The sequence below is a fragment of the Maritalea sp. genome, from assembly GCF_047634455.1.
In the GTDB taxonomy this organism is placed as follows: domain Bacteria; phylum Pseudomonadota; class Alphaproteobacteria; order Rhizobiales; family Devosiaceae; genus Maritalea.
In genome coordinates this window covers 119,623-142,941 of the sequence record NZ_JBLIAI010000002.1, presented here as the reverse complement: position 1 = coordinate 142,941, position 23,319 = coordinate 119,623, and the positions used below count along the sequence as shown (strand labels likewise).

25 protein-coding genes are annotated in these 23,319 nt (G+C 49.0%); 15 read left to right on the top strand and 10 right to left on the bottom strand.

The genetic code is table 11. From position 1 onward, the window contains the following. Positions 1 to 172 precede the first annotated feature (172 nt). Positions 173 to 1,018, bottom strand: a complete 846-nt coding sequence (locus ACJAZW_RS01630; RefSeq protein WP_415155107.1) for a hypothetical protein — start codon at positions 1,016 to 1,018, stop codon at positions 173 to 175. A gap of 465 nt (positions 1,019 to 1,483) precedes the next feature. Between ACJAZW_RS01630 and ACJAZW_RS01625 the strand changes: the two genes are divergently transcribed. Beyond that, positions 1,484 to 2,284, top strand: coding sequence for a 3-hydroxybutyrate dehydrogenase (locus ACJAZW_RS01625; RefSeq protein ID WP_415155106.1), 801 nt, complete (start codon positions 1,484 to 1,486; stop codon positions 2,282 to 2,284). On the opposite strand, the gene ACJAZW_RS01620 is transcribed toward ACJAZW_RS01625, so the two are convergent. Then, on the bottom strand, positions 2,281 to 3,507 hold the full coding sequence (locus tag ACJAZW_RS01620) for an APC family permease (protein ID WP_415155105.1): 1,227 nt from the start codon (positions 3,505 to 3,507) through the stop codon (positions 2,281 to 2,283). The genes ACJAZW_RS01625 and ACJAZW_RS01620 overlap by 4 nt on opposite strands. Positions 3,508 to 3,757: 250 nt before the next feature. On the opposite strand from ACJAZW_RS01620, the gene ACJAZW_RS01615 reads away from it, so the two are divergent. From ACJAZW_RS01615 to ACJAZW_RS01605, 3 genes are read left to right on the top strand one after another with little or no spacing between them, the layout of a single operon-like run. After that, on the top strand, positions 3,758 to 4,708 hold the full coding sequence (locus tag ACJAZW_RS01615) for an MBL fold metallo-hydrolase (protein WP_415155104.1): 951 nt from the start codon (positions 3,758 to 3,760) through the stop codon (positions 4,706 to 4,708). 36 nt (positions 4,709 to 4,744) lie between these two features. Then, complete coding sequence (locus tag ACJAZW_RS01610; protein ID WP_415155103.1) at positions 4,745 to 6,355, top strand: FAD-dependent oxidoreductase; 1,611 nt, start codon at positions 4,745 to 4,747, stop codon at positions 6,353 to 6,355. Positions 6,356 to 6,365: 10 nt separating this feature from the next. Then, positions 6,366 to 6,557 carry a DUF2783 domain-containing protein gene (locus ACJAZW_RS01605; RefSeq protein WP_415155102.1) on the top strand — a complete coding sequence of 64 codons (192 nt, stop codon included), beginning with the start codon at positions 6,366 to 6,368 and terminating at the stop codon, positions 6,555 to 6,557. A gap of 18 nt (positions 6,558 to 6,575) precedes the next feature. Here ACJAZW_RS01605 and ACJAZW_RS01600 read toward each other — a convergent pair whose 3' ends face one another. Further along, on the bottom strand, positions 6,576 to 6,929 hold the full coding sequence (locus tag ACJAZW_RS01600) for a DUF4440 domain-containing protein (protein WP_415155101.1): 354 nt from the start codon (positions 6,927 to 6,929) through the stop codon (positions 6,576 to 6,578). A gap of 146 nt (positions 6,930 to 7,075) precedes the next feature. Here ACJAZW_RS01600 and ACJAZW_RS01595 point away from each other — a divergent pair, with 146 nt between their 5' ends. Beyond that, positions 7,076 to 7,744, top strand: a complete 669-nt coding sequence (locus tag ACJAZW_RS01595; RefSeq protein ID WP_415155100.1) for a TetR/AcrR family transcriptional regulator — start codon at positions 7,076 to 7,078, stop codon at positions 7,742 to 7,744. A gap of 81 nt (positions 7,745 to 7,825) precedes the next feature. Then, positions 7,826 to 8,776, top strand: a complete 951-nt coding sequence (locus ACJAZW_RS01590) for an SDR family oxidoreductase (protein WP_415155099.1) — start codon at positions 7,826 to 7,828, stop codon at positions 8,774 to 8,776. A gap of 39 nt (positions 8,777 to 8,815) precedes the next feature. Here ACJAZW_RS01590 and ACJAZW_RS01585 read toward each other — a convergent pair whose 3' ends face one another. Beyond that, entirely contained in the window at positions 8,816 to 10,174 is a 1,359-nt protein-coding gene (locus tag ACJAZW_RS01585; protein ID WP_415155098.1) for a phosphomannomutase, read from the bottom strand. A 119-nt stretch (positions 10,175 to 10,293) separates the two neighbouring features. Then, positions 10,294 to 10,752, bottom strand: coding sequence for a MarR family winged helix-turn-helix transcriptional regulator (locus ACJAZW_RS01580; protein ID WP_415155097.1), 459 nt, complete (start codon positions 10,750 to 10,752; stop codon positions 10,294 to 10,296). Between the two features lie 100 nt (positions 10,753 to 10,852). Between ACJAZW_RS01580 and hmgA the strand changes: the two genes are divergently transcribed. The 3 genes from hmgA to maiA are packed head-to-tail and all read left to right on the top strand — an operon-like array spanning position 10,853 to position 13,865. Next, positions 10,853 to 12,172: a homogentisate 1,2-dioxygenase gene (hmgA, locus tag ACJAZW_RS01575; protein ID WP_415155096.1), complete on the top strand. Its 1,320-nt coding sequence runs from the start codon at positions 10,853 to 10,855 to the stop codon at positions 12,170 to 12,172. 3 nt (positions 12,173 to 12,175) lie between these two features. Continuing rightward, the gene (locus ACJAZW_RS01570) at positions 12,176 to 13,189 is read left to right on the top strand and encodes a fumarylacetoacetate hydrolase family protein (protein WP_415155095.1); all 1,014 of its coding nucleotides are present in this window, start codon (positions 12,176 to 12,178) and stop codon (positions 13,187 to 13,189) included. A 16-nt stretch (positions 13,190 to 13,205) separates the two neighbouring features. Continuing rightward, positions 13,206 to 13,865, top strand: a complete 660-nt coding sequence (maiA, locus tag ACJAZW_RS01565) for a maleylacetoacetate isomerase (protein WP_415155094.1) — start codon at positions 13,206 to 13,208, stop codon at positions 13,863 to 13,865. A gap of 70 nt (positions 13,866 to 13,935) precedes the next feature. On the opposite strand, the gene ACJAZW_RS01560 is transcribed toward maiA, so the two are convergent. Both ACJAZW_RS01560 and ACJAZW_RS01555 read right to left on the bottom strand, forming a co-directional pair. Continuing rightward, the gene (locus ACJAZW_RS01560) at positions 13,936 to 14,712 is read right to left on the bottom strand and encodes a hypothetical protein (protein ID WP_415155093.1); all 777 of its coding nucleotides are present in this window, start codon (positions 14,710 to 14,712) and stop codon (positions 13,936 to 13,938) included. A gap of 482 nt (positions 14,713 to 15,194) precedes the next feature. Beyond that, on the bottom strand, positions 15,195 to 15,659 hold the full coding sequence (locus tag ACJAZW_RS01555; RefSeq protein WP_415155092.1) for an Lrp/AsnC family transcriptional regulator: 465 nt from the start codon (positions 15,657 to 15,659) through the stop codon (positions 15,195 to 15,197). Between the two features lie 130 nt (positions 15,660 to 15,789). On the opposite strand from ACJAZW_RS01555, the gene hppD reads away from it, so the two are divergent. From hppD to ACJAZW_RS01530, 5 genes are all read left to right on the top strand, one after another. After that, a complete protein-coding gene (hppD, locus tag ACJAZW_RS01550; protein WP_415155091.1) occupies positions 15,790 to 16,902 on the top strand; it encodes a 4-hydroxyphenylpyruvate dioxygenase in 1,113 nt (370 codons plus the stop codon). Between the two features lie 123 nt (positions 16,903 to 17,025). Then, a complete protein-coding gene (locus ACJAZW_RS01545) occupies positions 17,026 to 17,526 on the top strand; it encodes a hypothetical protein (RefSeq protein ID WP_415155090.1) in 501 nt (166 codons plus the stop codon). 89 nt (positions 17,527 to 17,615) lie between these two features. Continuing rightward, a complete protein-coding gene (locus tag ACJAZW_RS01540; RefSeq protein WP_415155089.1) occupies positions 17,616 to 18,011 on the top strand; it encodes a hypothetical protein in 396 nt (131 codons plus the stop codon). Between the two features lie 99 nt (positions 18,012 to 18,110). After that, positions 18,111 to 18,608 (top strand): sigma-70 family RNA polymerase sigma factor, encoded by a 498-nt coding sequence (locus ACJAZW_RS01535; protein ID WP_415155088.1) that lies wholly within the window; start codon positions 18,111 to 18,113, stop codon positions 18,606 to 18,608. Further along, the gene (locus ACJAZW_RS01530; RefSeq protein ID WP_415155087.1) at positions 18,605 to 19,387 is read left to right on the top strand and encodes an anti-sigma factor family protein; all 783 of its coding nucleotides are present in this window, start codon (positions 18,605 to 18,607) and stop codon (positions 19,385 to 19,387) included. Before ACJAZW_RS01535 ends, ACJAZW_RS01530 begins: the two co-directional genes overlap by 4 nt. 72 nt (positions 19,388 to 19,459) lie before the next feature. Here ACJAZW_RS01530 and ACJAZW_RS01525 read toward each other — a convergent pair whose 3' ends face one another. From ACJAZW_RS01525 to ACJAZW_RS01515, 3 genes are all read right to left on the bottom strand, one after another. Continuing rightward, the gene (locus ACJAZW_RS01525; RefSeq protein ID WP_415155086.1) at positions 19,460 to 19,768 is read right to left on the bottom strand and encodes a hypothetical protein; all 309 of its coding nucleotides are present in this window, start codon (positions 19,766 to 19,768) and stop codon (positions 19,460 to 19,462) included. 124 nt (positions 19,769 to 19,892) lie between these two features. After that, positions 19,893 to 20,528 carry a response regulator gene (locus ACJAZW_RS01520; protein ID WP_415155085.1) on the bottom strand — a complete coding sequence of 212 codons (636 nt, stop codon included), beginning with the start codon at positions 20,526 to 20,528 and terminating at the stop codon, positions 19,893 to 19,895. Beyond that, positions 20,525 to 21,913 (bottom strand): cache domain-containing protein, encoded by a 1,389-nt coding sequence (locus ACJAZW_RS01515; RefSeq protein WP_415155113.1) that lies wholly within the window; start codon positions 21,911 to 21,913, stop codon positions 20,525 to 20,527. The genes ACJAZW_RS01520 and ACJAZW_RS01515 overlap by 4 nt, the downstream gene beginning before the upstream one ends. A 259-nt stretch (positions 21,914 to 22,172) precedes the next feature. Here ACJAZW_RS01515 and ACJAZW_RS01510 point away from each other — a divergent pair, with 259 nt between their 5' ends. Continuing rightward, on the top strand, positions 22,173 to 23,273 hold the full coding sequence (locus ACJAZW_RS01510; RefSeq protein WP_415155084.1) for a TRAP transporter substrate-binding protein: 1,101 nt from the start codon (positions 22,173 to 22,175) through the stop codon (positions 23,271 to 23,273). Positions 23,274 to 23,319: the final 46 nt, after the last annotated feature.

Sequence of the window (23,319 nt, the reverse complement as noted above, 5' to 3'; positions counted from 1 at the left end):
ACGACCGAATGTCCCATAAGAAATTTGTCGCTTGGTTTGATGTCATTGCGCGCAAGTAAGAATTTTTTGAGTACATCAAGCGGCGTTGATTGATTGCCACCTTTAAAAATAGCAATTTTGCTAAAATCGCCGATGACGATTTGCAATTTGAGTGCGTTCTCAGAATTGGCCATTATCCGAACTCCCCATCCTCTGCCGGGTTCATCTCAACTTGTGAGTCAATGTGTGCCCTAGTGCCCACAAAAATGTAGAAGGGAATTGAGGCGCGCGCATCGGGTGATTTGTCTTCCTCAAGCCAAGTATAACCCGAGCTATCAAGCTCGCCGACATTGTCTCCGCCTCTTGTGCCGCCGCCGCTAACGGTTACCGTGACTTGTTGAGCCGTGACGCCTGAACTGCTCACCATCGCCTGAAGCGGGCTGCCGCCTTCAACGGATGCCATTGCTTGCATGGCTGCAATTTTGGGTGGTTCGGGGGGGAAGTCAGGTCCGTGCACCGTTCCATCTGGGTCTTTGAATTTTGTAATCGGCCACACATGGACCACCATTTTATGGGCTGAAAGGTAATTTACTCCATGTGCTTCTAGCCCCGGCACGTTGTCCACCAGCAAAGCCAAATTGGAGAAGCGGCCCGCCGTGTACCGATCGACTTCAAATGATTGTTGTTCATGCGGGCTGCTGTTGTGCCGATGGGCCTCAAACACGGTGCCATCGCCATTGGTAATTGAGACGCCCATTCCGTGCGAAGGTGGGTCCCAAAATATCTTCAGCCAAATGCTGGTGCCTTTTTCACAAATAAGGGCATTGTCATATGCATGTCCGCCCCCACTTGTGCAATCAGACATCATTTTGGGTTGAAGCAGAGCGTCATCCGCGTTTCCGCCATTGGGGTCCCATTTGCCGACACAAACGCGCAACTTTGCGCCTTGCGCTCCTCTAAACCCCCTGATTGTTGTCCCATCGGGATCGTACCAGGGCACCTCCGTGCCAGTCAGTTTGCCTGTTTTAATTTCAGTCATAAATATACCCAAACTTAAATTGCCAAAACAACTAGTTAAATATCAAAAATGTCGTTAGTTATTTCATCCCAATAGAAAAGTTAACTGTAATATTTACTTATGTCAAACATATGTTAATTCAATTTCTTGAATATGTACTTGAAATACTTTATATTTATTGATCCCTCTCGAGATGATTATTTGTTCAGACCAGAAATTATCTGTTTGTTCTTATGGCGCGGCGTGAAAGTGCGCTTACATCGCGGATGGTGAGGGGTGCGCCTTGGCGAATTGTGTGTAAGATTTGAATGGTCTTGGGGATAAATGCCTGGAGAATTCCAATATTTGCACATGTTTTGACATTGGGTAATACCATTAAGTGCAGCGTGGCTTGCTTGTTGGTCATAGTCGTTTTATTGGGCAGAGTTAGGTGCAGTGCGGTTGCTGTGCAATTTAATATATGCTGACTATAAAAAAGGAAAAACGATGTTCGGTGGTTCAAACATGTTGGCAGGAAAACTCGCGCTGGTCACAGGGGGGACAAGCGGTATTGGTTTGGGCATTGCCAAGCGTCTTAAATCGTTGGGCGCACAGGTGGTGATCAACAGCCATGAGGATGGAGTTGATGTTGTTTCTGTTTTGGATGACGTCAACCAACATGATGGCCCCGATATGGTATTTGCGCAGGCAGATATGTCAGATCATGTCGAGGTCGATAAGCTTTATGATGGCATTGAAGCAAGCTTTGGCGACGTGAACATTTTGGTCAACAATGTTGGCATGCAACATGTAGCGCCCGTCGCGGCGTTTCCTACGGATAAGTGGCGAAAAATATTGGATATCAATCTATCGTCGGCTTTTTATCTCACCAAGCGGGCGCTGCCTGCGATGCAGGAGAAGAGGTGGGGGCGTGTCATTAATGTGGCGTCCGCGCATGGCTTGGTGGCATCGACGTATAAGTCTGCCTATGTGGCTGCCAAGCACGGTATGTTGGGCCTGACAAAAGTAACGGCACTCGAACACGCTCAGCATGGCATAACGTGCAATGCGATTTGTCCGGGCTATGTTTGGACGCCTTTGGTGGAACAACAGCTTGCCGATCAATGCAAAGTGCATGGATTGAGTGAAAAAGAAGTGATTGAAAACATCATGCTGCAACCGCAGCCGACGAAAAAGTTCGTGCAGATCGACGAAGTGGCCGAACTTGCTGGCTTCTTGTGTTGCGATTTGGCCTGTTCGATAACCGGCGCGTCGTTGGCCATCGATGGTGGATGGACAGCACGTTAAAGTAAATTGGTCATTTGGTTGAACACTTCAATCATAAGCAATCCGCCTGACAAAGCTGCGCCGACCAATCCTAAATATTTCCACCGTTGCAAACTTGGATCAGCGTCGTGCTGATTGCCGATGCGCCAAAGCGAAATGTTGACGAGGGTGAAGACGGTCAGGATAACCATTGATGTGGTTTTGGCGAGGCCACCTAAGGGGAATGTCAGAGCCAGAATTGCGATGAGGACAGCGACGAGAAGGGTAGCGCGCACCGGTGTTTGCCGAACGGGGTGAAGTTTTGCCAGTGCTATCGGCAACAGTCCTTCCATGCCCATGCCAAACAATACACGTGCCGCCATGACGATCTGCACCAAAATGCCATTGACCATTGCAATAGTTGCAGCAGCTGCAATCAAGTCGCCATTGCCGCCGGTAAGTTGGGCGAAAAGGGTCGCCAGCGGTGCCTCGCTGACCGCAATTGCATTTGGATCAGGTGCCGAGACGGCAATAAGCGCCACAAGGGTGTAGATGAGCACGGTGATCACTAATGTGGCAATGACCGCGCGCGGTACATTGATCTGAGGCTTTACGGTTTCCTCTGCCATGTTGACGATGTCTTCAAAACCAATGAAAGCAAAAAAGGCAAGCAATGCAGTTGAGGAGATCGCTGGCCATTGTGCAAGATCTGCCGATGGTGAAAAGGCGGCGACCCAATTTTTTGTCAATGCTAGGCTGTCTGCGCCGAACCAAACAATGACGATGAGTGCGCCGAGCTCAATGGCGGTGATGATGGCGGCGAAGATTACGCTTTCCTTGACGCCAAAGCATGCGATCCCGGTTAGAACTGCCAATATGCCCAAGACCAAAATTGGCGCTGGTACTGCGATTAACTGCCCCAGATAACCGGCAAAAGAAATGGCAATCACGGCGCTTGAAATAATTGCGGTTATTGTGACGCCTAGCCCAACAATACGGCCCCAATTTGCACCTAAGCCAATATTGACATAGACGGCTTCGCCTGCAGCGCGAGGATATACCGCCGCCAATTTTGCATAAGAAAGACCGGTGGCTGACGCGATGACGCCCGCCATAACAAAGCCGATTGGCGCCTTGTTGCCTGCGATAAGCATTGCTTCGCCGATCAGCGCGAAAATGCCGGCACCAATGGTCACTCCAACGCCGTATAGGATTAGCAGAGGTAAGTTGAGCGAGCGTTTTAGTTTTGTTGGTTGTGTCGACATTATTTAAATCCCCATACGTATGACCACCGCTATCAGCTTTTTTGCTGGCGGTTTTGATTCACCTCAAATTGGGTGCATTAGCCGAATGATCAACAAGTCGCACTTGACATAGTTGCGTTTGAAACTAATCTGAGCGCGACCAATTAGAGCGATAGGGGATGATCGCTTGACGGTTGCAAATTGATCGGGCCGAAAGCGTCAGATGATTTGCAACGGGCAAGGGCTCATTTGCGCGAAGAGGAAAAGTTATATGGCTAAAGCATTCGCTTCCACCGGAGACATGGAAGACAAAAAAATCTCGTTCACTGAAGTGGGGCGTGATCTTTATGCGTTTACCGCTGAGGGTGACCCCAATACTGGTGTTATTATTGGCGACGATAGCGTCATGATTATCGACGCACAGGCGACGCCTCGTTTGGCCAATATGGTGGTGGAAAAGGTTCGCTCAGTTACGGACAAGCCAATCTCACATGTGGTGTTGACCCATTACCATGCGGTGCGGGTTTTGGGTGCGTCAGCCTATGGAGCGAGCCAAGTGATCATGTCCGAAAAAGCACGCTCAATGGTTGCTGAGCGTGGCAAAGAAGACTGGGACAGCGAATTTGGACGCTTCCCACGTTTGTTTGAGGGACATGAAAGCATTCCGGGTCTGACATGGCCAACCACGACTTTTGACGGTCGGATGTCGGTCTATTTGGGCAAGCGGCGGGTTGACTTGATGCATCTTGGACGCGCGCATACGGCTGGCGATATTGTCGCCTATGTGGGTGATGAAAACGTCATGTTTACCGGCGATATCGTTGAGTATAAGTCGGCTTGCTATTGCGGCGACGGGCATTTCCACGATTGGCCTGAGACGTTGGAAGCCATTCGATCTTGGGACGTTGATGCAATTGCGCCGGGTCGCGGCGATGCGCTGGTGGGCAAAGAACTGGTCAACGCAGCACTTGATAACACTTCTGACTTTGTGCGCTCGACTTATCTTCCTGCAGCAAAGGTTGCGCTACGTGGCGGTACTTTGAAAGAAGCATGGGATGCGGTGCGCGCAGAGTGCGATCCAAAATTTGGCGACTATGCGATTTACGAACATTGCCTGCCGTTCAACGTCGCCCGCGCGTTCGATGAAGCGATGGACATTGACACACCGCGGATTTGGACCGCTCAACGCGATATTGATATGTGGGAACAGCTGCAAGGCTAATCACCATAACGCTCAATCGTTCTTTGGGGAGAAAGAATGACCAAAATCTTTGAAACACCGCTTTATCCGTACAAGCGGCACGCTGATCAAGATGGCGCACAAATTGTGCGGCATCCCGTGATCGTGGTTGGCGCTGGACCGATTGGGCTTGGCGCAGCCATCGATTTGGCCATGCAGGACGTGCCTGTTGTGGTGGTTGATGACAATGACAAAGTGAGCTGGGGTTCGCGCGCCGTTTGTTATGCGAAACGCCCATTGGAGATTTTGGATCGGCTTGGCTGCGGCGATGAGTTTGTCGATAAGGGTGTGCTTTGGAACCTTGGCAAAGTGTTCTTTGACGAACGTCAAGTTTACGATTTTGATCTGCTGCCTGAAGGTGGTCACAAGCGGCCCGCTTTTATCAATTTGCAGCAATATTATTTCGAGCAATATCTGGTGGAGCGGGCGTTTGAGTTGCAACGCCAAGGCAAGCCGATTGAAATTCGTGGGCAGAACAAAGTCACCCATGTTGAAGCAAAAGAAGATGGCGCGCGGATTTCCATTGAAACACCCGATGGGCCGTACCAACTCGATACCGACTGGTTGATTGTTTGTGATGGCGCAGCATCGCCGATCCGGCAAATGCTGAATTTGGATTTTGACGGGCGGGTGTTTGAAGACAATTTCCTGATCGCCGATGTGATCATGGAAGCAGATTTTCCGGTGGAGCGCTGGTTTTGGTTTGATCCACCCTTCAATAGGGGACAATCGGCTTTGCTGCACTCGCAACCAGACAATGTCTGGCGGATCGACTTGCAGCTTGGGTGGGACATTGACAAAGAAAAAGAGAAGAAACCGGAAAACGTCATTCCGCGCCTCAAGGCGATGTTGGGCGAGGATGCCAAATTCGAGCTTGAGTGGGTATCGATTTACACGTTCCAATGTCGGCGGATGGAAAAATTTCGACATGGTCATGTAATTTTTGCCGGTGATGCTGCGCATCAGGTCTCACCGTTTGGTGCAAGGGGCGCAAACTCTGGTCTGCAAGACACTGACAATTTGTGCTGGAAGCTTAAGCTGGTGATCGATGGACATGCGCCCGAAAGCCTGCTCGACAGCTATGATTGGGAGCGGGTTTGCGGTGCCGAAGAGAACATTCTCAACTCGACGCGTTCAACGGATTTCATCACACCAAAATCTGCTGTTAGCCGCTCGTTCCGCGATGCGGTTTTGGATCTGGCAGAGCATTATGAATTCGCGCGTCCGCTGGTCAATTCGGGGCGGTTGTCCGTGCCTGCGATTTATGATGGTTCTATGTTGAACGCAGATGACGATGCAGAACTGCCTGCTCGCACGCGGCCCGGCGCGCCTTACGTTGACGCGCCCATTGAAGGTGGGTGGCTTGGAGATCAGTTGGGCAACAGGTTCCAATTGTTAGCAATCAATGTAGTTGCACCGATTTCCATGGACGTGTGTGGGATCAATGTCGAAACGTTGCGCATTGAAACCGACAAACATTTAAGCACGGCATTTGCCGAACGCTATTTGGGCGAGCAAAAAGCGGCGGTCTATTTGATGCGCCCAGATCAACATGTCGCAGCGCGCTGGACGGAATATGATGAAACGAAAGTCAGGGCTGCGTTAGCCAGAGCGACAGGCCGTGGGTGAGGGAATAATTATGTTGAACACCAAACCGAACATCGCTGGTGCGGATGATTTCTATGCGGAGCTGCTGGCTTTGCACGAAGGTAAAACCGCCAAACAAAGTGCTGACATTAATGCGCGGCTGATCCTTATTCTCGCCAACCACATTGGCGATCGACATGTGTTGGTTGCGGCAATGCAGGCGGCAGAGAAACCGGGCGGCTGACCAGCGAACTGAGTGGAGCTATTTGGACTGCTCAACTGTGCCCTGATGAAAACGCATTTTCCAGTCGCCGCTTCTGCGTTGCCAGATGGAGGTGCGCTGGGTGGCGTTTTCAGGAATACGGTAGTTCACAATCCAAGTGTCATCGGTCAGCGGTTTTGCAAAAAAATTCTCGATGGAGCGTGGTCCGTCAAACCCTGGTTTTTCGCGCAAATGCTCAATTATGTTGGCGCGGGTATATCGCGTACCAGACGCACCGATTTCCAAAAAATCCGATGTCAGGATGTTCATCAGAAAATCTGTGTTGGCGCGATTGTTCGGCGCAAGGATGGCGCGTTCAAGCTCGAGTAGTGTTTGGTGCATTTTCATCGACATGATTTCTATCTAGCAGGCTCTTGGAATTGTGCCAATCGGTCTTTTGTCGAATGGTAGCGTTGTTTCAGATTTGTAAATAGAGAATTCTTCCGGCGTTGATTGACTAATCAGTCATTCGTTCCTATATGGCGTTTATGGAAAAGAAAATGCCAAGAAATGTGATTGTTTTCGCCCCTTCCGATCCGCGTGCCTCGAATGGTGTAGGGCACAGCGGCGGCAGTAATGGCGATGCTGACGACGCGCGCAGTGCGAAGCGCCGTATGCTTATTGAAGCTTCAATTGAGTTGTTTGGCGCCAACGGTTTTTGGAACACATCCACAGCGTCGGTTGCAAAACATGCAGGAGTGGCCACAGGAACTTTGTTCAACTATTTTGCGTCCAAGGAAGAATTGATCAGGGAAGTGCTGGTCTATCTGAAACGCGAAATGATCAGTTCAGCCTCTGCTGGATTTGACCAAAATGCCGACTTGCGGGATCAGTTAGAGCTGCTTTGGTATAATGGGTTGAAATGGGGCATGTCCAATTGGACACGGTTTCACCTGATGGAGCAAATTCGCGTGTCCGAACGGATATCCAAGAGCGACCTAGATGCTGTTGGTGAACCCTATAAAGACATGATGAGCTTGTTCACGCATGGCGTTGTCAGCGGAAGATTACAACCGCTTGCGCCTGAATTGATCGCAGAGCTGATGTTCCGCCAAGCGCAAGCCGTGGCGGAGTATTTGCTGTGGAGTGAAGATCTGTCTGAGGCTGAGCATAATGCGCACTTCCAGACCAGTTTTGACGTCTTCTGGAACGGGATCACCAAGCAATAAAAAGGGTTTCTAACGCTTTTCCCACACCAAGCGGTCAACAAATTAATGACTGACTAATCAATCACTTTAACGGAGATAAATGTGACAAAATACAACTTACCGTTTGGCAACCAAGGTTGGGATTACAGCCGAACGCCAGACATGAGCGGCAAAGTGGTTGCGATCACCGGCGGAAATTCCGGCATTGGCTTTGAAGCGGCAAAGGTGTTCGTTTCAAAAAACGCGCGCGTAACGATCTTTTGCCGCAATGAGCAAAAGGCAATCGAGGCAGTCGCTGAAATTGCAAAACATGCAACCAAGGCGGCATCGATTGACTATATTTTGATGGATCTATCCTCCCTTGCCAGTGTTCGGCAGGCGGCGGAACAATTCCTTTCCAGCCACGAAAAACTTGATGTGTTGTTGAACAATGCTGGTTTGATGATGATCCCAACCCGAACCCTGACGAAAGAAGGGTTTGAAACCCAATTTGGCGTTAATCATTTGGGTCACTTTGTGTTCGCACAGTTGCTTTTTCCATTGGTGGAAAGAGCCGAAGGGCGCATCGTTGCGGTTTCGTCAATTGCCCATATGTGGGGTTTGAAGCGGATCAAATTTGAGGACTTGAGTTTTGAAAGTGGGTATAGTTCCACAGCCAGTTACGGCCAAAGTAAGCTCGCAAATATGTTGTTTATCCATGAATTGCAGCGGCGGTTGAGCGCTGCGGGCAGCAAAGTCACAGCCTTTGTGGTGCACCCGGGTTATGCGGATACAAATTTGCAGCGCACCGGGCCGGGCGGTATTGAAAAATGGTTGATGATCGCGTTTGGGCGTTTCTTTTCGCACCCACCTTCGCACGGCGCAAAGTCCTTGGTTTTGGCCGCAACCGATCCCGAAGCGCAGCCTGTGACCTTTTATGGTCCCGTCAAGCGCGGTGGTTTGGGTGGTCCAGTTGGAATTTTTCCAATGGCAGCCCATGGCCAGGATATGGAAGCAGCGGCTAAACTTTGGGCTGTATCTGAAGAGTTGGCCGACGCAAAGTGGTCGATTTAACAGCAATCGAGCGGTGCTTAGTGCACCGCTCAGATTTATCTAAGTAGCATTAATGAGGTCAGAAAGTTCTTTGACTTTTTGGTCGACCAAGGTTTTGTCGCCACGTGATTCAACATTGATGCGCAGCAATGGCTCGGTGTTTGATGAGCGCACGTTGAAACGCCAGTTTTCAAACTCAACGCTAACCCCATCAATATGCTCGACCTTGATTGCGCCGGGTGTGTAGACCTCTTCAATTTTTTGAAGCAGCGCTGGTGCATTTTTGACCGTGAAGTTGATTTCGCCAGAGCATGGAAATTTAGCGATGCGTTCTTCAACCATCTCTTTTAATGTTTTGCCGCTGGTTGAAATTTCTGAAACAATTGCAAGCCAAGGCACCATGCCTGTATCGCAAAAGCTGAAATCATCAAAATAGTGGTGGGCGCTCATTTCGCCACCATAAATTGCGTTTTCTTCGCGCATGATTTGCTTGAAAAAGGCGTGCCCGGTTTTTGAGATGATCGGCACGCCACCTGCGGCTTCAACCACATCAATTGTGTTCCATGTCAGGCGGGGGTCATAGATGATTTTGCCGCCCGGCTTGTTTTGCAAAAGCGTTTGAGCAATCAATCCGACAAGATAGTAACCCTCAACGAATTCGCCCGTGTGATCGTAAAAGAAACAGCGGTCAAAATCTCCGTCCCATGCAATGCCGAGATCCGCGCCATGTTCTTTGACCGCGTTGGCGGCTTTGGCGCGCTTTTCTGGTAACAAGGGGTTGGGGATGCCGTTCGGTAGATTGCCATCCGCCTCATGGTCGACTTTGATAAAAGTGAAAGGCAAATGCGGTTCAAGCATATCAATGATTGCGCCAGCGCAACCGTTGCCTGCATGGCAAACAATCTTGAGTGGCTTGAGATCAAGGCCTTTGACTTGATCTAACAGGCGGGCAATATATTTTGTGCGATCCAGAATTGTGCGTTTTTTACCGCGCAGCTCATAAGTCACCGGCGCAAACTTTGTTTGACCCATCACGAGTTCTTCCAACGGTCCGAGTGCATTTTCCTGGGTGGCCGCCCGTGCGCCTTTCAGGACCATTTTGATCCCATTATAGTTTTGCGGGTTGTGGCTTGCGGTCACCATCAGACCACCGTCAGCACCAGAATTGTCGGTGTGGAAATAAACTTCTTCGGTGCCACATTGTCCAACAGGCAGAACATCAACTCCACTGTCCATTAAACCTTGAGTAATGGCCTCGGCCAACGGTGCGCTGTCCAACCGCATATCGTGGCCCACCACGATCGTTTTTGCCTTTAGTTGATGCGCGACAGCCTGCCCAAAACGATAAGCAAATGGCATATTGATTTGATCGGGGATCAGGCCGCGAACGTCATAAGCTTTAAACGGTGAATTGGACATGATAACTCGCTCAAATAGTTTAAAAGACAGATAGCTTCTATCTCAATATCGTTAATTGGATTTGGACAGCCGCCGCATTTAAGCGTGTCAATTATGTTAGAATGACCGCGATGGCAAGATTAGGCCTCAAATCGGCGTTCGATGGCATCCAGCGCATTGAGCAAAAATTGCGAATCTTTGACGCCAATCGATTCGATGAATTTTTCTTCAAACACATTGGCCACACCAACCATGTCTTTGTAGGCGGTTTGCCCAATCGTTGTGAGTTCTAAGTGCTCTAAACGTCGATCTGCAGGATCGGGCGTACGCTTCACCCAACGGCGTTTTTCCAGCGCAAAAACGGCGCGAGAAACTTTGGTTTTATGCATCGGGGAATGGTTGCAAATTTCGCGGGCGGTGATGGTGCCAAACTGGCCGATTGTCGCAAATGTGCGCCATTCGGGTCGTGTAAGGCCATAGCGTTTTTTATACTCGAGCGCGAACTTTTGACTGACCTTTTCTGCCGCCTGGTTTAGCCGGTAAGGTAGAAATGTTTCCAAAGCGAGGATTGGCGCGTTTTTAGTGTTTAGATCATCCATTGTGTATTTCTCCCTCGTTTGATAGTTACATAATAGATGGTTACATGTGCAACCGCAATTTTGCCTTTGGAAAAAATAGATAGGGTCCAACGGTGCCATTATGAGCAAAAATAATCTCGAGTATATGCCAGGTTTCGGCAACGATTTTGAAACTGAAGCGCTGCCTGGTGCTCTGCCGCAGGGCCAAAACAGTCCGCAAAAATGTGCCTACGGTCTTTATGCGGAGCAGCTTTCTGGCTCTCCATTTACTGCGCCGCGCGGTACAAATGAGCGGTCTTGGCTATATCGCATTCGCCCAAGTGTGCGGCACACAACGCGTTTTACGCCGTTTGAGCTGCCGCTGTGGAAAACTGCACCGCACCAGATGAAGGGCGAAATGCCAATTGGGCAAACGCGCTGGGACCCCATTCCGATGCCCGAGGAAAAAACAGATTTTTTGCAGGGTGTGAAGACTATCACAACGGCGGGTGATGTGTTTACTCAAGTGGGTATGGCAAGCCATGTTTATGCGTTTAACGCGTCGATGGAGGATGATCATTTCTTCAACGCGGACGCTGAACTGCTGTTGGTGCCAGAGATGGGCAGCCTGCATATTTTCACGGAGATGGGCAAATTTGATGTAGCCCCCGGAGAAATTGTGGTGATCCCGCGTGGGATGGTGTTCAAAGTGGGCGTTGACGGGCCGTCGCGCGGCTATATGTGCGAAAATTATGGCGCAAAATTTACGTTGCCAGATCGCGGGCCGATTGGAGCGAACTGTTTGGCCAACCCACGTGATTTCAAAACGCCGGTTGCCGCCTATGAAGAAAAAGATACGCCTTGTCGGGTGATTGTGAAATGGTGCGGCAAGTTTTATGAAACTGAAATCCCGCATTCACCATTGGACGTTGTGGCGTGGCACGGCAATTACACGCCCTATAAATATGACTTGGCGACTTATTCGCCGGTTGGATCGATCTTGTTTGATCATCCTGACCCATCAATTTTTACCGTACTCACCGCCCCTTCGGGCGAAGATGGTACGGCGAACATTGATTTTGTGATCTTCCCGCCGCGCTGGTTGGTGGCTGAACATACGTTCCGCCCGCCTTGGTATCACCGCAACATCATGTCCGAATTCATGGGGCTGATCCACGGGCAATATGATGCGAAAGAAGAAGGCTTTGTGCCCGGCGGCATGAGCTTGCACAACATGATGTTGCCGCACGGGCCGGATGCTGGTGGTTTTTATAAAGCCTCAACAACTGAATTGAAGCCGCATAAGCTTGAAAACACGATGGCGTTTATGTTCGAAACGCGGTTCCCTCAGCTATTGACGGAATATGCGGCGACGCTAGAAACCAAACAAGATAATTACATTGATTGCTGGGCAGATTTGAAGAGCCACTTTGATGGCACCCCAGAAGGAAAGTGGGACTAATTTATGAAACTTGCAACTCTTTCAAACCAATCGCGTTATGGCGAACTGGTGGTGGTGAGCCGCGATTTGAAGCGCTATGTTTCTGCACGCGCAGTAGCGAAAACCATGCGGGATGCTATTGATAGCTGGTCCAAAGTTGAAGCCCAATTGCAGGCGCTTTCTGACAAGATCAATGGCGATGCCAGCGCTGGTGAAGCGTTTGATGCGACAAAAGCGATGGCCCCATTGCCCAACCCAAGCCAGTGGGCGGATGGATCTGCATACGTCAATCACGTTGAATTGGTGCGCAAAGCACGCGGCGCTGATTTGCCCGCCAGTTTTTGGGAAGACCCTTTGATGTATATGGGTGCGCCAGACGCGATGCTTGGGGCACATCAAGATGTTGAAGTTGGCTCTGAGAGCTGGGGCATCGACATGGAAGCTGAAATTGGCGTGATCTGTGATGATCTGCCGATGGGTATTTCCCCCGAAGCGGCAGCGGACAAAATCAAGCTGATCGTGTTGCTCAACGACGTGAGCTATCGCGCTTTGATTCCCGGCGAATTGGCAAAAGGCTTCGGCTTTTTCCAATCCAAAGGCGCAACAGCGTTCGCGCCAGTTGCCATTACCCCAGACGAGTTGGGTGAGCATTGGACAGACGGCAAAGTGCATCGCGACATGTTGGTACATTATAATGGCGATGCGTTTGGCAAGGCCAATGCGGGTGTTGATATGACCTTCAACTTCCCCAAAATTGTCTCTCATGCCGCCAAAACGCGTCATGTGGCGGCGGGTGCGATTATCGGGTCAGGTACTGTATCGAACAAAGATAAAGACGGCACGCCGGGCAAACCCGTGCGCGACGGCGGGTTGGGCTATTCATGCATTGCTGAAATCCGCATGATCGAAACCATCAATGATGGCGCGCCAACAACTGAATTTATGAAATTTGGCGACCAAGTACGTATTGAAATGCTCAATGATGATGGCAGTACCATTTTTGGTGCCATTGATCAGCAAATCGTCAAATTCGGCTAATTGTAGGAGCGCCACAATGTCTGAGACACTCGTGTCTGAAACAAGATTGTACAATTATTGGCGCTCGTCTGCGGCCTATCGGGTCCGCATCGCCTTAGCTTTGTGTGATATCGATTATGAAACAGTGTCCGTCGATTTGCTCAATGGCGCACATAAGAGTGAATCCTATCGTCTGCTCAACCCACAGGGCCTTGTGCCAACGATTGAACTTGATGGCATGTTGTTCACCCAATCTGTCGCGATTATCGAGTATTTGGCCGAAATGCATCCGCAAGCCGGGCTGATGCCGGGGAACGCAATGGATCGTCAGCGTGTTCGCGCACTGAGCCACGCTATTGCGATGGATATTCACCCGGTTTGCAATTTGGGTGTTACCCAACATATCACCAAAACTTTTGGCGTGGGCAAAGACGCCGTGCGCGATTGGTTTCAGCACTTTATTGGTCAAGGTTTAGCTGCTTATGAAGGCATGCTGCTTCAACAAACGGAATCCAAGTTCTCCTTTGGCGATAGCCCAACCATGGCCGACACGTGCTTGATGCCACAACTCTATAATGCACGGCGCTGGGACGTTGATCTGTCCGCCTGCGAACGCATTCTCGCTATCGAAGAGAATTGCAATCAGCATCCAGCGTTTCAAGCTGCCCATCCGGATATGTTTGCGCCTCAGGGGTGAGTGGGACTCCATATTGGAAATACGCAAAAAAAACACCAGAGCAATCGGCTCCAAAGAGCAGCAACTAAGATTATTTGCCAAACAGCGTATCAGTTTGCAGGTAGTTTCGAATTTCCTGTTTTAGTTCGTTCAGCTTCAGAAAAAGCTTCTCACCTCTCTCGGTACGCATATTCAAGCACCAAGTCAGATCCGCATTTTTAAGACTATCTTGGTCTTTATAATGACGTGGAAATTCTCGTGCAATTATCTCCATGTCACTTGCTGCGCGCATCGACGTCTCGTGTACTTCCACTAGCAACTCACTAATTATAAAGATTATCGCAGTTGGAAATACGGGATTGTTTAAGGCTTCTTCAAGTTGTTGTTTTACCAAAAATAGTTTTGAACTGATTTCAAACGTTTCCCATTTGTATTCTTTCCAAAGGCGGGGGGATTCGACCATACCATTGTCGCGTTCGCTTTCATCCGCAGGGCCTTTAATCTCAGTAAGAAAGTCTGCCGTTCTCGAGACAATTATGCCAACTGATTGTTCGTCGGTTTTATTCCTTACATCCAGTTCAGCTCCGAATTCTCGCTTTGCATACTGCTTGAATATGTTGTGGACCGTAAAGGAAAAGGATGATTCCAATCCCGATTCCTCCCAAGCTTCTAAACTAGATCGCCAGTTTAAGAGCTGCATGAGTTCTTGTAGTTTTTCAACTTGTACCTTGAATACTTCATTTTTGGCAGGTTGAAAAATCGACTTTTTTGCTTGGGCGTAAGAAAGCCAAGCTATGGTTCCGGCGGTTATCCAAAAAGCGACTTGTGCAGTGTCTTTCGCAATTGAGACAATTGTTTGAACGTCCATCGGCACTATAATCAATCTGCTTGTTGGCTAAGAGTTCCAATCCAGAAAATTAGGCTAGCTTCTCTGGAGTTTCAACCAAATTGTTTTAATATGTGCGTCTGTTGACGATTAACATTTGGGTATCCTGCTTTGATTTAAGTTGGATTCAGGGATTTTGAATGGAGTGGTTTTGCAGAAACTTATCCCTGCCCTTTTCACACGCTCTATACTCCTTACCAGCTTTCTTGAAGACCCAAGCTAGCAACGGACGCGTTGTTGGGGGCGTGTGGATTTGCTTTGTAGTCGTGTGTATCCGGTGGTGCTGAAACTGTGACGGGCCCCGCATCAAGTCCGGGGAAGCCGAAAGTGAATGTTTATTTCACCACGTGGCATTCCCGGCCTTGAGCCGGGATCTACTGCGACTAACCCCACGTGCAACACCTATGTTTGAGTTGCAGCCGCCGACGTGAAAAAGGAGAAACAGAACACAAAGACGGGTAAATTTAACCCAATGGCAAACTCGACGTGTCCTTAAGCGTTTCCAAAACGATCGACGTCTTGACGTTTTGCACGGACTCGTGTGGCAACAGCACGTCGTTGACGAATTCGCGCAGCCCGTTGAGGTCTTTGGCGACCACTTTGATGAAATAGTCCATTTCGCCGGTTAGGGCATGTGCTTCTTGAACTTCAGGTAAGTTGGAGATCAGCGCGGCGAAGCGTTTTGAGTTGTCTGGGTTGTGGGTCGCTAGGGTCACATTGATAATGGTGACAATGCCAAGTCCAACTTTTTCGCGGTCAAGTTTGGCATGATATCCAGCGATTAAGCCCTCGTCCTCTAGCCGTGATCGACGGCGCGAACATTGGGAGGCGGATAGGTTCACCTGCTCTGATAATTCATTGTTGGTTAGTCGTGCGTCATCTTGCAAAAGTGCGAGGATCGCGCGATCAAATTGATCTATGGCGCTCATTATGTGCGTCTTTTCGGTTGTGGGTGCATGTTTTGTGCGAAATTTTACTGAATATGTGAAATTTTGCAAGCCTCTTGCATGATTTTTGCGCGATAATCCATATCAGAGAACAAGATAGGGAGAATTTGAAATGGGTCCATTTCCTCACGATGCTCCAGCTGCAACGATTAGCGAAAGCAATCCAGCTGGCACAGACGGTTTTGAGTTTGTAGAATTTGCCAGCCATGAGCCAGAAAAGCTTGAAGAGCTTTTCGCCAAAATGGGCTACGTAGCAGTTGCCAAGCACAAGACAAAAAATATCTCTGTGTGGCGCCAAGGCGATGTGAATTACATTTTGAACGGCGAAAAAGACAGCTTTGGCGGTCGCTTTGTTGACTTACACGGTCCGTGCGCGCCTTCGATGGCGTGGCGGGTTGTTGATGCGCAGCACGCGTTTGATCACGCCGTGAAAAACGGCGCAGAGCCCTATACTGGCGACGACAAATGTATTGATGCACCTGCGATTTTGGGCATTGGTGGTTCACTGCTCTATTTCGTAGATACCTATGGGGAAAAAGGCTCGGCATATGACACGGATTATAATTGGCTCGCAGAAGCCAATCCGCGTCCTGAAGGGGTTGGGTTTTATTATTTGGATCACCTGACACACAATGTGTTTCGAGGCAACATGGATAAGTGGTGGGATTTTTACCGCAACTTGTTCAATTTCGAACAAATTCACTTTTTCGACATTGACGGAAAGTTCACTGGTTTGGTGAGCCGTGCGATTACGTCGCCCTGCGGTAAAATCCGCATTCCATTGAATGAATCAAAAGACGAAACCAGCCAGATCGAAGAGTATTTGAAAAAATACAAAGGCGAAGGCATTCAGCACATCGCGGTTGGTTGTGATCATATTTATGACAGCACCGACAAGTTGGCAGAAAATGAGTTGAAATTCATGCCGGGCCCGCCAAAAACCTATTATGAAATGTCGCATGATCGCGTCAACGGCCACGATGAGCCACTTGATCGGATGATGAAACACGGCATTTTGATTGACGGCGAAGGCGTGATCAATGGCGGCATGACAAAAATCTTGCTGCAGATCTTCTCTAAAACGGTTATTGGCCCGATCTTCTTTGAGTTCATTCAACGCAAAGGCGATAACGGCTTTGGTGAGGGTAACTTCCGGGCGCTGTTTGAATCGATTGAGCGCGAGCAGATGGAGCGCGGCATCGTTGGTGTGGACGCTGCCGAATAGACATAGCAAAACATAATGCCTCCCATTATGAACGCTAAAAGGGCATCTTTGGTTTTCCAAAGGTGCCTTTTATTTTACGACATCGTTTGTATGTACCATGATGAAAAGCGGAAGGGCGGACTGATGAACATCTCAAATAAGTTGAATTTTTTGCGCAGCTGCATTTGGTTGTGGGTGCCGCCATTGGTTGTCAGTTTTGCGTTTTGGCCAAATCTTGGGGCTTCCTATCAACCTGAGGTTTTCTGGGCGGATATTCCACCACTGCTCGGTATAGTTGAAAATGTCAGTCGCTTCCTCACCATTGGGCTGTCAACATTTATGCTGTTTGAGGTTGGATCGCGCAAACAGCGTTTAGGTTTGCTAATCTATGTCGTTGGCATGGCTTTGTATGTGGCCAGTCAGTGGGCCATTGTTGTTGCACCACAGGGTTCATGGTCGACAAGCTATTTTGGGTTTCTTGCACCTGCTTACACACCTGTCTTTTGGATCGTCGGTATTGGTATGATTGGTCAAAAATTGGTTTTCCCGTTCGCGGCCTGGCGCAGTTGGATGTTTTTTAGTGTTTCTGGGATTTTTCTCGTCGCGCACAATGCCCATGCGGTCCTGGTTTTTGGCCGCCTCTAATGGGTGCATTGGATTTTTTTGCATTTGCGGGGAATAAATCTGGTTCTGAGTTGTTGTCTTATTGTTGGATCAATTCAAGGGAGATCAGAATGTCAATAATTTCGAAAATAACGATTGCGACGGTTGCAGCCTTTGCCATTGGAGGTGGTGCGTTTGCGATGCAGCACATCCCCGTAATGCAAGGCGACACTTCGATGGGTAAAGTGCTTGTCGATATGAATGAAATGACGCTTTATACCTTTGATAAGGATACAGTTGGCGTTTCAAACTGCTACGATACTTGTGCTGAGAAATGGCCACCATTATTTGCCGATGATGATGATGTCGCCGAGGGTGACTACACCATGATTGAGCGCAAAGATGGGACAAAAATGTGGGCCTATAAGGGCGCGCCGCTTTACTTATGGGTTGGCGATAGTGAACCTGGTGATGTGAGTGGCGATGGCGTTGGCGGCGTTTGGCATGTGATCAAACCTGCAATGTAGTGATTGACCTTCATCACGTGATGTGATGGCAATAAGGCGCTTCGCCCGTCGGGCGGGGCGCGGTCGAAAGCGCGATCGCCTGATTGATCGGAGCATCATTTGAACTTGCGGCTTGAGGATGAGTTCGTATCTCATATGCCTGCGTTGCATCGGTTTGCGCAGACCCTGACGGGTGCGCCAGATCGTGCGGATGATTTGGTGCAAGATTGTTTGGAGCGGGCGATTAAAAAAAAGTCGCTTTTTCGGCAACCGAACAACCCGCGGGCATGGTTGTTCAAGATCATGCATAATTTGCATCGCAATCAGGTCACGCAAAAGCGACCAGCGGGTGGTGCTGAGGAATTGGATAATCTTTCTGAACCACCCCGACAGCATTTTGCGGCGGAACTGACTGACGTGCGGTCGGCAATGATGCTCCTGTCCAAGGAACATCGGGAGACGTTGATGCTGGTGGCCGTTGAAGGGCTGAGCTACAGCCAGACAGCTGATATATTGAATGTACAAAAAGGTACGATCATGTCGCGTTTGTCACGTGCTCGGGACCATTTGCGGTCCATCGTAAATGGCGTAGAACAATCAAATGGCGGTGCGGAATGAACATTTCCAATGATCTGTTGGTCGCATATGTTGACGGTGAGCTCTCGCGCAAAGACCGAGTGCAGGTTGAAACCTATTTGCTTCACAACCCAGATGAAGCTCAACGGGTTTTGGATTGGCAGCAAAATGATGATGCGTTGAAGAACGCATTTGTGTTGGACGAGGATGTAGAACACTTGCAAGCCAATCTTGCACTTGCTAAAAATGACAATCAACGATGGCGGCAGCTGACCAAGTATGCACTCGCGGCGTGTTTGCTTTTAGCCATAGGCTTTGGTGGCGGATTGGGCCTGTCGCAATTGCCATTTGGGCCGGACGAAAAATATCAACTGCGTGTTGCGGCTTGGGCGAATGAGGCACATGAAATTTTTGCGATAGACGCGAACCGGCCAGGTGAGTTTGATCAAGACAATCTTGGTCAAGCAACAGTTTGGCTGAAGAAACGTGTTGGCGTGAACGTGTCGATACCTGATTTGGCCAGTTCTGATTTGCAGTTTGTTGGCGCGCGCCTGGTGGGACAAGGCGGAGTACCGGCCGCGCTGTTGACATATGAGACCGCGTCAGCGGACAGAGTGTCAGTTTTTGTTCAAGCTCATAATCAATCATTGGATGAGTTGGGATATTGGTTCATTTACGGCGAGGACAATACAACTTGTGTGTGGTTAAACGAACAACTCGCCTTTTCGGTTACTGGCAATATGAGCGATGAAAAACTGAAAGCTATCGCACTGAAAGTGCGCGACAGCCTTGGGTTGGGATATCAAGGGCGAGAAGTTTAAACCCAAAAGAACCTTGTTGTTTGACAGGGTTCTTCCAAATTGCATAATTTAGTGTCTAAGCGGTACTGTGGTTTAGTTGCCCATTGTGCACAAATCGCGGATTTTGTAGCCATTATCGTCCAACAGCTTCACGTAAATAGTACCACCGCTATTGTAGTCCTTCCACAGCATGGTGTGGGCATAACCACCTACATAGAGCGGCGAACCACCACATTCTTCCAAAATCTTGTTGCAACTGCCGGAGCATTCGGATGGTGATCTATAGCCAAAATATGTTTCATCTTTTGAATCCCAAATGCGAATTTCATTTGCAGACGCTGTGGTGGCGAAGGACAGGCTTGAGATCAGTAGTGTGGACAAGAACAACACGTGCTTCTTCATATCAACTCCTTTAGGCAGCGAGTTGAAAGTCTCTCGCCAAGTAAGACAAATTAATTGGCAAGATTAATAAATAAGTCGGGGGATCAAAACAACCACGACAGGTGTAGGGGGGATTTATGTAAGTTTAGGCGTCAAGCAACCCGTTTGCAATGGCATATCTTGTTAGTCCAGCAGTTGTTGAAATGCCGAGTTTCTTTTTGATGTTTTTGCGGTGGGTTTCGACAGTTCGAATTGAAATATCCAACTTGGCTGCAACATCTTTGTTGCTCTTGCCTTCCGCGACCAACAGCAATACAGCCTGCTCTCTTGTGGTCAGCAGTGAATTGGCGCTTGCGTCATTTTTTTCGCCCATAAGCACTTCTGATACGCCTGTCGAAAAGAATGTACCGCCAGCAGCAACGCGTTCAATTGCCGTAACAATTTCTGAAGTGGATACATCTTTGAGCACATAACCGGACGCACCGTACATTGTTGACGTCGAGATATATTCGCGGCTGTCGTGCATAGAAAGCATCAAAAGTTTTGTGTTGGGCAGTTGATCTTTGAACAGTTCAATCGCGTCAATGCCATTCATTTCCGGCATATTGATGTCCATTAATACGACATCTGGCAGCTTCTTTTTCGAGGCGGCGAGACCTTCTTTTGCGGAGGGTTCTGCTCCGACCACTTCGATGTGGTCATAGGTTTCTAAAACGGATCGTATGCCCTCAAGGACGAGTGGATGGTCATCGATGAGCAGGACTTTGATGGGTGTGGTCATGCGCCTTGGAGCTCCGTTGTTTCTTTGGAACTGGTCAAATAAATGGAGCGCGGCAAGCGCGCCACCAACCTGGTGCCCTTAGGGGTCGATAAGACGTCCAAACTGCCGTTAAAGTGCTCCATACGTTCTTGCATGTTACGTAAACCTAATCCATCAGATGGGCCAACGGTTTTGTGTTTTGGATTTTGCTTGGTTAGAAAACCGCGCCCATTGTCGATGATCACCATTTCAAGGCCCGCATTGGTGCTTTTAAGTTGCAATTTAACGTGATCAGCGGCCGAATGTCGCTCAATGTTACTCAATGCCTCTTGGGCGACACGATAAATGGCTGTTTTGGCGTCGAAAGGCAGTACGTTTTTGAACGCTACACTTTCGAAATCCACGTCGATTTCAGTGCGCTCTTCAAAATTGTTGATCAAGGATTCTAATGCAGCGCTAAGGCCCAAATCGTCTAGTTGTCCGGGCCGTAGATCGTGCGAAATACGCCGCACTTCTTTGATAGCGGTGTTTAAGGCACCTGCACCGCGCTCAATGGTTGCAAGAGCGGTGTCTTTGCCTTCGCGCACCTGTCGCTCCGCCAAATCGAGTACATATCTCACCCCGACCATATTTTGGCTGATCCCGTCATGCAGTTCCCGCGCTATGCGTGAACGTTCCTCTTCTTGCGTATTCATAATACGTTGTGTGAGTTCTTTGAGCTTTGAATCTGCGAGGCGGCGCTCGCGCAAATTCATAATGATGCCCGTGCCAAACACAGAGAACACAGCGGGTACAGTGATAAGAGCAACCAGCAGAAACGTTTGGTTTATCGTGTTGGACAGGCTTTGATTGGCGGCTTCGGTTTGGGCCAAAATGTCGTCAATATAAGCGCCAGTTCCGATCATCCATTGCCATTTGTCCAAACCAACAGCATAGCCCATTTTGTCTGATACTTCACTGGATGAGGGCTTTTCCCAGATGTAGCGATGAAACCCGCCACCATTTTTGGCGTAATTGAGCAGGGCGGCTACGTCTGGATGCGCTGCCCAGTTATTACCGACACGAAACGGTTGGCGCGGATGCACAACATTGGTGCCGTCATAGTGATAAACATAAAAGTAGCCGTCTTCACCAAAGCTGAGGCGATTTAAAATTTTCTTGACTTGCTCTTTTGCGATCTCGTCGTCAGGACCCGCATTTTCATATATGGGGCCAATAGCGGTGAGGGCCAGCTCAATATAATTCTTCAATTCGGCTTGCTTGGCGCTAAGCATCGATTGCTCAAAAGTTTGAATGCCGTCTTTTGACAATTGGCTCGATTGCCAAGTCACAAGGGTTGTGATGGCCAAAATGGCCAGCAAGAGCGGTATCGTTGTAAGTGCCAAAATTTGCTGTCGAAAGGTCATTTTCATCACGCAACCCTGTCAATATCTGAGCCAGTCTAGCATTTTTTGAAAAGCCCCACTCCGTAATTGTGGGTAAAATGGTGAATCTGGGTGATTTACGTACCCAATAACCGCAAGTGAAGTGGAATAGTTCTTGAATGTTGCGCAAAAATTGGCTGCACTGTGGGTCAAGGTGCACGCAAGGGAGCATGGGCCTTGTTGATGATTGCGTGTGCGCTAGGACGCACCGCGGTTGAAATAATCTCTTTGGGAGGAATTAATGAAAAGACGTGAGTTTTTCAAAAAAGCTGGTGTAACAGTCGCAGGCGCTGCAGGCGCTGCAACTTTGGCGTCACCAGCCCTATCACAAGGCAAAACACAGTGGATCGGTGTTTCGGCATTCGGTAAAGCGGGTCTTTTGGGCGCTGCTTACGAGAACTTCGCCAAAACAGTTGGTGTTTTGACCGAGGGCAGCCTTGATATCAAACTTTATCACTCTGGTGAACTTGTTGGTGGTCTTGAAGCGCTTGATGCGGTTCAGTCTGGCACAGCCCAAATGGGTTACGGCGCTCCTTATTACTGGGCAGGTAAATCGGATGCGATTTCTTTTGTTGCAGCTATGCCTTACGGCTTGAACGCACAAGAGCAAAACGCTTGGTTCTATTATGGTGGCGGCATCGAACTTGCGGATGAAACCAGCTATAATCCTTTGGGTCTAAAGTTCTTGCCATTGGGTAACTCAGGCAACCAAATGGGCGGTTGGTACGCAAAAGACATCAACACAGTTGCTGACTTGGACGGTCTTAAATTCCGCATGCCTGGTCTTGGTGGCGAAGTTTTGAAAACATTCGGTGTGAACGTTGTTCTGTTGCCCGGTTCTGATGTGTTGCCTGCGCTTACTTCAGGTGCGATTGACGGTACAGAATGGATCGGCCCAGCGGCTGACCTTGGTGCTGGGTTCTTTAAAGTTGTGAAGAATTATTATTATCCTGGATGGCACGAGCCTGCCACAGTTCTTGACGCCTTCTTTGACAAAGGCGCATGGGATTCACTTAATGATACCCAACGCGCTGCAGTGGAACAAGCTGCGATGGCTACAAACTTGGCTGTTCTTTCACGGTTCCAAGCAGCCAACAACGCGTCTTTGAAAGTTCTCGTGAACGATCATGGCGTTCAATTGAAACCATATTCTGACGAGTTGTTGCAAGCGATTGGTGAACGTACACCAGACGTCTTGTCAGCTTTGGCTGCCAAATCGCCCGAAGCGACGAAACTTTACAACAACCTTGTGGAGTTCCGTGAAGGCATGGTGAATTGGTCAGGCATTTCTGAAGGCAAGTTCATGAATGCGCGTACATCAGCACCTTTCAAAACGATTTAAGTTTTGATTTGCGCTTAATAGGTATTGGCGGGGTCGATTGGCCCCG

What these genes read in the sequence shown, in the direction of transcription:
- ACJAZW_RS01630 (WP_415155107.1), bottom strand. Translation starts at nt 1,018, where the DNA reads ATGACTGAAATTAAAACAGGCAAACTGACTGGCACGGAGGTGCCCTGG.
- ACJAZW_RS01625 (WP_415155106.1), top strand. Translation starts at nt 1,484, where the DNA reads ATGTTCGGTGGTTCAAACATGTTGGCAGGAAAACTCGCGCTGGTCACA.
- ACJAZW_RS01620 (WP_415155105.1), bottom strand. Translation starts at nt 3,507, where the DNA reads ATGTCGACACAACCAACAAAACTAAAACGCTCGCTCAACTTACCTCTG.
- ACJAZW_RS01615 (WP_415155104.1), top strand. Translation starts at nt 3,758, where the DNA reads ATGGCTAAAGCATTCGCTTCCACCGGAGACATGGAAGACAAAAAAATC.
- ACJAZW_RS01610 (WP_415155103.1), top strand. Translation starts at nt 4,745, where the DNA reads ATGACCAAAATCTTTGAAACACCGCTTTATCCGTACAAGCGGCACGCT.
- ACJAZW_RS01605 (WP_415155102.1), top strand. Translation starts at nt 6,366, where the DNA reads ATGTTGAACACCAAACCGAACATCGCTGGTGCGGATGATTTCTATGCG.
- ACJAZW_RS01600 (WP_415155101.1), bottom strand. Translation starts at nt 6,929, where the DNA reads ATGTCGATGAAAATGCACCAAACACTACTCGAGCTTGAACGCGCCATC.
- ACJAZW_RS01595 (WP_415155100.1), top strand. Translation starts at nt 7,076, where the DNA reads ATGCCAAGAAATGTGATTGTTTTCGCCCCTTCCGATCCGCGTGCCTCG.
- ACJAZW_RS01585 (WP_415155098.1), bottom strand. Translation starts at nt 10,174, where the DNA reads ATGTCCAATTCACCGTTTAAAGCTTATGACGTTCGCGGCCTGATCCCC.
- ACJAZW_RS01580 (WP_415155097.1), bottom strand. Translation starts at nt 10,752, where the DNA reads ATGGATGATCTAAACACTAAAAACGCGCCAATCCTCGCTTTGGAAACA.
- hmgA (WP_415155096.1), top strand. Translation starts at nt 10,853, where the DNA reads ATGAGCAAAAATAATCTCGAGTATATGCCAGGTTTCGGCAACGATTTT.
- ACJAZW_RS01570 (WP_415155095.1), top strand. Translation starts at nt 12,176, where the DNA reads ATGAAACTTGCAACTCTTTCAAACCAATCGCGTTATGGCGAACTGGTG.
- maiA (WP_415155094.1), top strand. Translation starts at nt 13,206, where the DNA reads ATGTCTGAGACACTCGTGTCTGAAACAAGATTGTACAATTATTGGCGC.
- ACJAZW_RS01560 (WP_415155093.1), bottom strand. Translation starts at nt 14,712, where the DNA reads ATGGACGTTCAAACAATTGTCTCAATTGCGAAAGACACTGCACAAGTC.
- ACJAZW_RS01555 (WP_415155092.1), bottom strand. Translation starts at nt 15,659, where the DNA reads ATGAGCGCCATAGATCAATTTGATCGCGCGATCCTCGCACTTTTGCAA.
- hppD (WP_415155091.1), top strand. Translation starts at nt 15,790, where the DNA reads ATGGGTCCATTTCCTCACGATGCTCCAGCTGCAACGATTAGCGAAAGC.
- ACJAZW_RS01545 (WP_415155090.1), top strand. Translation starts at nt 17,026, where the DNA reads ATGAACATCTCAAATAAGTTGAATTTTTTGCGCAGCTGCATTTGGTTG.
- ACJAZW_RS01540 (WP_415155089.1), top strand. Translation starts at nt 17,616, where the DNA reads ATGTCAATAATTTCGAAAATAACGATTGCGACGGTTGCAGCCTTTGCC.
- ACJAZW_RS01530 (WP_415155087.1), top strand. Translation starts at nt 18,605, where the DNA reads ATGAACATTTCCAATGATCTGTTGGTCGCATATGTTGACGGTGAGCTC.
- ACJAZW_RS01525 (WP_415155086.1), bottom strand. Translation starts at nt 19,768, where the DNA reads ATGAAGAAGCACGTGTTGTTCTTGTCCACACTACTGATCTCAAGCCTG.
- ACJAZW_RS01520 (WP_415155085.1), bottom strand. Translation starts at nt 20,528, where the DNA reads ATGACCACACCCATCAAAGTCCTGCTCATCGATGACCATCCACTCGTC.
- ACJAZW_RS01515 (WP_415155113.1), bottom strand. Translation starts at nt 21,913, where the DNA reads ATGACCTTTCGACAGCAAATTTTGGCACTTACAACGATACCGCTCTTG.
- ACJAZW_RS01510 (WP_415155084.1), top strand. Translation starts at nt 22,173, where the DNA reads ATGAAAAGACGTGAGTTTTTCAAAAAAGCTGGTGTAACAGTCGCAGGC.